The 4248-nt window shown below is 70.3% G+C and carries 4 protein-coding genes; 2 read left to right on the forward strand and 2 right to left on the reverse strand.

Annotated features, from left to right (window positions below; all coding sequences use genetic code 11):
• A partial coding sequence (locus FV222_RS18595) for a methyl-accepting chemotaxis protein (RefSeq protein WP_246685540.1) occupies positions 1-891 on the forward strand: 891 nt, incomplete at its 5' end.
• A 119-nt stretch (positions 892-1010) separates the two neighbouring features.
• On the opposite strand, the gene FV222_RS18600 is transcribed toward FV222_RS18595, so the two are convergent.
• Positions 1011-1871 (reverse strand): AraC family transcriptional regulator, encoded by an 861-nt coding sequence (locus FV222_RS18600; protein WP_147815363.1) that lies wholly within the window; start codon positions 1869-1871, stop codon positions 1011-1013.
• A 161-nt stretch (positions 1872-2032) separates the two neighbouring features.
• Between FV222_RS18600 and FV222_RS18605 the strand changes: the two genes are divergently transcribed.
• Positions 2033-2959 (forward strand): DMT family transporter, encoded by a 927-nt coding sequence (locus FV222_RS18605; RefSeq protein WP_147815361.1) that lies wholly within the window; start codon positions 2033-2035, stop codon positions 2957-2959.
• On the opposite strand, the gene FV222_RS18610 is transcribed toward FV222_RS18605, so the two are convergent.
• Positions 2954-4248 (reverse strand): gamma-glutamyltransferase (locus FV222_RS18610; protein ID WP_147815362.1); only part of this gene is annotated, 1295 nt, incomplete at its 5' end. The genes FV222_RS18605 and FV222_RS18610 overlap by 6 nt on opposite strands.

Consider the following 4248-nt stretch of genomic DNA (forward strand, 5'->3'; position numbering starts at 1 on the left):
GAGGCGGAGACGGCGGACGCGCGGCTGGCGGCGGAGGCGCAGCGCAAGGCCGGGATGCGCCAGATGGCCGACGACTTCGAGGCGGCGGTGGGCGGCATCGTCGGGATGGTCTCGTCCTCGGCGACCGAACTGCAGGCCACCGCCCGGACCCTGACCGCGACCGCCGCCGAGACCGCGGGCCAGTCCACCACGGTGGCGGCGGCCGCCGAGGAGGCCGGCACCAACGTCACCACGGTGGCGGCGGCGGCGGAAGAACTCGGCGCGTCGGTGCTGGAGATCGGGCGCCAGGTCGGCGGCTCGGCCGCCCTCGCCCACGCGGCGGTGCACGAGGCCGACCAGACCGGCGCCCTGGTGCAGGCGCTGAGCGCTGCGGTCTCGCGCATCGGCGACGTGGTCGGGCTGATCTCGAACATCGCCGGGCAGACCAACCTTCTGGCGCTCAACGCCACCATCGAGGCGGCGCGCGCAGGCGCCGCCGGCAAGGGCTTCGCCGTGGTGGCGGCGGAGGTGAAGGCGCTGGCCGAGCAGACGGCCAAGGCCACGAGCGAGATCTCGGGCCAGATCGCGCAGATCCAGACCTCGACCGGTCAGGCGGTCGCCTCGATCGGGGGGATGACCGGGCGCATCCGCCAGATCAGCGACGTGGCGACCTCGATCGCGGCGGCGGTGGAGCAGCAGGGCGCGGCGACGCAGGAGATCGTGCGCAACGTCAGCCAGGCGGCTTTGGGCACGGCGGAGGTGACCGGCAACATCGCCGGCGTGGCGGACGCGGCCGAGGAGACCGGCGCGGCGGCGAGCCAGGTGCTGGGTGCGGCTTCCGAGCTCTCGCGCCAGTCCGAGCACCTGGCGGCGGAAGTCGATCGCTTCCTCGCCACCGTCCGCGCCGCCTGACCCGATCACGCCCCGTCATCCCGGGGCTGCGCAGCAGAGCCCGGGATGACGGAGAGCGTGCGAAAACGCCGGCGGTCCCTCAACCACTCCGTTCGGTCGCTTCGTGACCGGCACATTCCTCAGGTTCGTGTTCGGTAGGCGGCCGGTGTCAGGCCCGTCGCCATCCGGAAGGCGTGGGTCAGGTGGCTCTGGCTGCTGAAGCCGCAGGCGAGGGCAATGGCCGCGACCGGCTCCCGTCCGCGCAACAGCGCTTTGGCCCGCTCGATCCTCCGGTGCGCGACGAAGACCTGCGGAGACACGCCGCGGCTCGCTCGAAAAGCGCGCTGGAGGTGAAAGGGGCTCAATCCGGCGATGGTCGCGAGATCGGCCAGGCGGATCGTCCGATGCAGGTGCCCCTCGACGTAGTCTGCGATCCGCCGCCCGAGATGCGGTGCGAGGCCTCCTGTGAGGGTGCGGCGGCGGACGCCGCCCCATCGCGGGTCGACCAGGAACTGTGTGACCATCTCGACCATCGCCGCTTCGGCCGCGAGCGGGTCGCCTTCCTCGACCGAGGCGGCAATTCGCAGGAGCGTGGCCGCGAGACGAGGCGCCTCCGCGAATGTGACATCCGCCACGTCCAACATCCGCGCGTCGCGCTCGAAGGTTTCCGCGAACGTCCGCCTGAGTTCGTCGGCCGGCAGGTACAGGTGCACGAAAGAAAAAGGCGCCGTGATCGTCCACTCCGATCGATGGCAGTGCGGCATCACGCAGAACGCCCCGGGCCAGCCGGCCACGGCCCGTCCGTCCACGCGGCGTGTGCCGTGTCCACCCTTCAAGTAGAGGCTGAAGGTGTGCCCGTGCGCTCCGGCGTAGGTCACGTGGTCGCTATCGTTGCGCCAGAGCGCGGCGAAGCGCCCGAAGCCGAGGTCGAGCACGCCATGCGTCCGCGCGCTCGGCGAAGCCGAGAGGAAATCGAACACGGAGGCGTGACCGGGGGGCATGGCGTACCTCGAAGGAGACTTCGATCCCATTTTAATCCGCCTCGCGCCACGGTCGATCCGTTGGATCCGATCAGTGGCAAGTTGCGCCGCAAGATCCTGCAAGAACGCCAAGACCACGCCGGCTAGGCTGAACCCAGTCTCGCCCTCGGATCGGCCACGGCATGAACGTCTTTCTCTTTGCGTGCACCGTGCTGATCTGGGGGACGACGTGGATCGCCATCGCCGCCGAGATCGGACCCGTGCCGGTTCTGGTCTCGGTCTTCTATCGTTTCGCGCTCGCGGCCGCGTTCCTGTTCGTCGTCCTTCTCGTGTCCAGGCGCCTCACGATACCTGCCCTGCGGCATCATCCCTACATCGCTGTGCAGGCGTTGTGCTTGTTTTGTCTCAACTTCATCTGCTTCTATGCCGCAACCGGGTTCATTCCATCCGGCCTCGTCTCGGTGGTGTTCTCGCTGGTCACAGTGTTCAACGCCGTCAACGCGCGGCTGATTTTCGGAACCCCGGTCACCGTGCGCACCATGCTCGCGGCAGCCCTCGGCGTCGTCGGCCTCGGGCTCCTGTTCGGGCGGAACGTGGTCGTTGGGCTCGACGCCGGTACGCTGAAGGGCCTCGGCTTGGCGGCGCTCGGCACGCTGCTGTTCTCGCTCGGCAACATGGCCTCACGCCGCAACAGCACGGCCGGGCTTCTACCGAGCCTCACCAATGCGTGGGGCATGGCCTACGGCGCCCTGGCCCTGCTCGTTCTCATCGGGTTCACGCACACGCCGTTCGTCATGCCGCAGAGCGAGACCTACGTCCTCGCTCTGCTGTACCTTGCGATCTTCGGCTCCGTCGTCGGGTTCACGACCTATCTCATGCTGGTTGCCCGCATCGGACCCTCGCGTGCGGCCTACGCGACCGTGCTCTTTCCGATTGTCGCCCTGGCGATCTCGACGCTCTTCGAGGACTATCGGTGGGACGCGACGGGTGTGCTGGGCCTCGCGATCGCCGTCGGCGGCAACATCCTGATCTTCTCCGATCGGACCGACCGTCCCAACACCGCGCGGACGCCTAGCGGCGCGCCGCGCGAGCGCCTGCCTCTCTCATAAACCCAATGCGCCGCCGTCCGAGCGGGGGTCGTGGACCGCCTCGATGCGGCCGTTGCGGGGGTGGCGGACCAGCATGCCGGCATGCCCGAGCGAGTCGATGTAGGCCCCGCCGAGCTCCTCGATCTCGTGGCCCATCCGGCCGAGCGCCCGGATGCAGGCCGGGTCGAAGCGGTCCTCGACCTTCACGGTCAGCGATTCCGCGCCCCAGGTGCGGCCGTAGAGCAGGCGCGGGGCGTCGACCGCGTCGGCGGGGCCGAGCCCGTAGTCGGCGTAGCGGGTGAAGACCTGCGCCTGGAACTGCGGCTGGCCGTCGCCGCCCATCGAGCCGTAGGCCATCACCCGGCCGTCGTCGAAGCAGGCGAGCGCCGGGATCAGGGTGTGGAACGGGCGCCGCCCCGGCTCCAGCGGGTTCACGGCCGTCTCGTCGAGGGAGAACGAGGTGCCGCGGTTCTGCCAGTGGATGCCGGTGGCCGGCAGCACGCAGCCGGAGCCGTATTCCCAGTAGATCGACTGGATGTAGGACACGGCCAGGCCGTCGTGGTCGATCGCGCCCATCCACACGGTGTCGCCCTCGCCGGGGTTGCGCAGCGGGATCGCGGCGGCGCGCGCCATGTCGACCTGCGCCGCCTCGCGGGCGAGGTTTTCGGGCGTGAGATACTGGGCCGGGTCCGTGACCAGGCGGTCGTAGTCGGTCACCACCCGGTCGCGGATCGCGAAGGCGCGCTTCGTCGCCTCGATCAGCCCATGGTAATGCGCCGTGGTCTCCGCCTGACGGATGTCGAGCCGGTCGAAGATGCCGAGGATCAGCAGCGCCGCCAGCCCCTGCGTCGGCGGCGGAAAGTTGTAGAGCATGGCGTCGCGGCGGCGGATCGAGAGGGCCGAGCGCTCGCGCGGCTGGTAGGCCTTGAGGTCGGCCCTGGTCACCGGGGCGTCGAGGCGTTCGAGGTCGGCGGCGATCTCGCGGCCGACGTCGCCGCGGTAGAAGTCGTCGAGCCCGGCATGGGCGAGCTGCTCCAGGGTCGCGGCCAGCGCCGGCAACCTCCGCACGTCGCCCACCGGCCACGGTTTGCCCTCCTTGAGGAACGTCTTCGCAAAGTTCGGGGCGTCGTGGAGGGTGTCGAGCTCCTTCGGCACGTAGCGCCCTTCCGAGGGCGAGACCGGACAGCCCTCGCGGGCGTGGCGGATCGCGTCGGCGAGCAGCGTCTCCAGCGGCAGCCGGCCCCCGAGCGCGCGGGACAGCTCCAGGGCCAGGCGCCGTCGGCGGCTGGCGCCTGGCCCTGGAGCTGTCC

Source organism: Methylobacterium sp. WL103 (genome assembly GCF_008039885.1).
GTDB classification, from domain to species: domain Bacteria; phylum Pseudomonadota; class Alphaproteobacteria; order Rhizobiales; family Beijerinckiaceae; genus Methylobacterium; species Methylobacterium cerastii.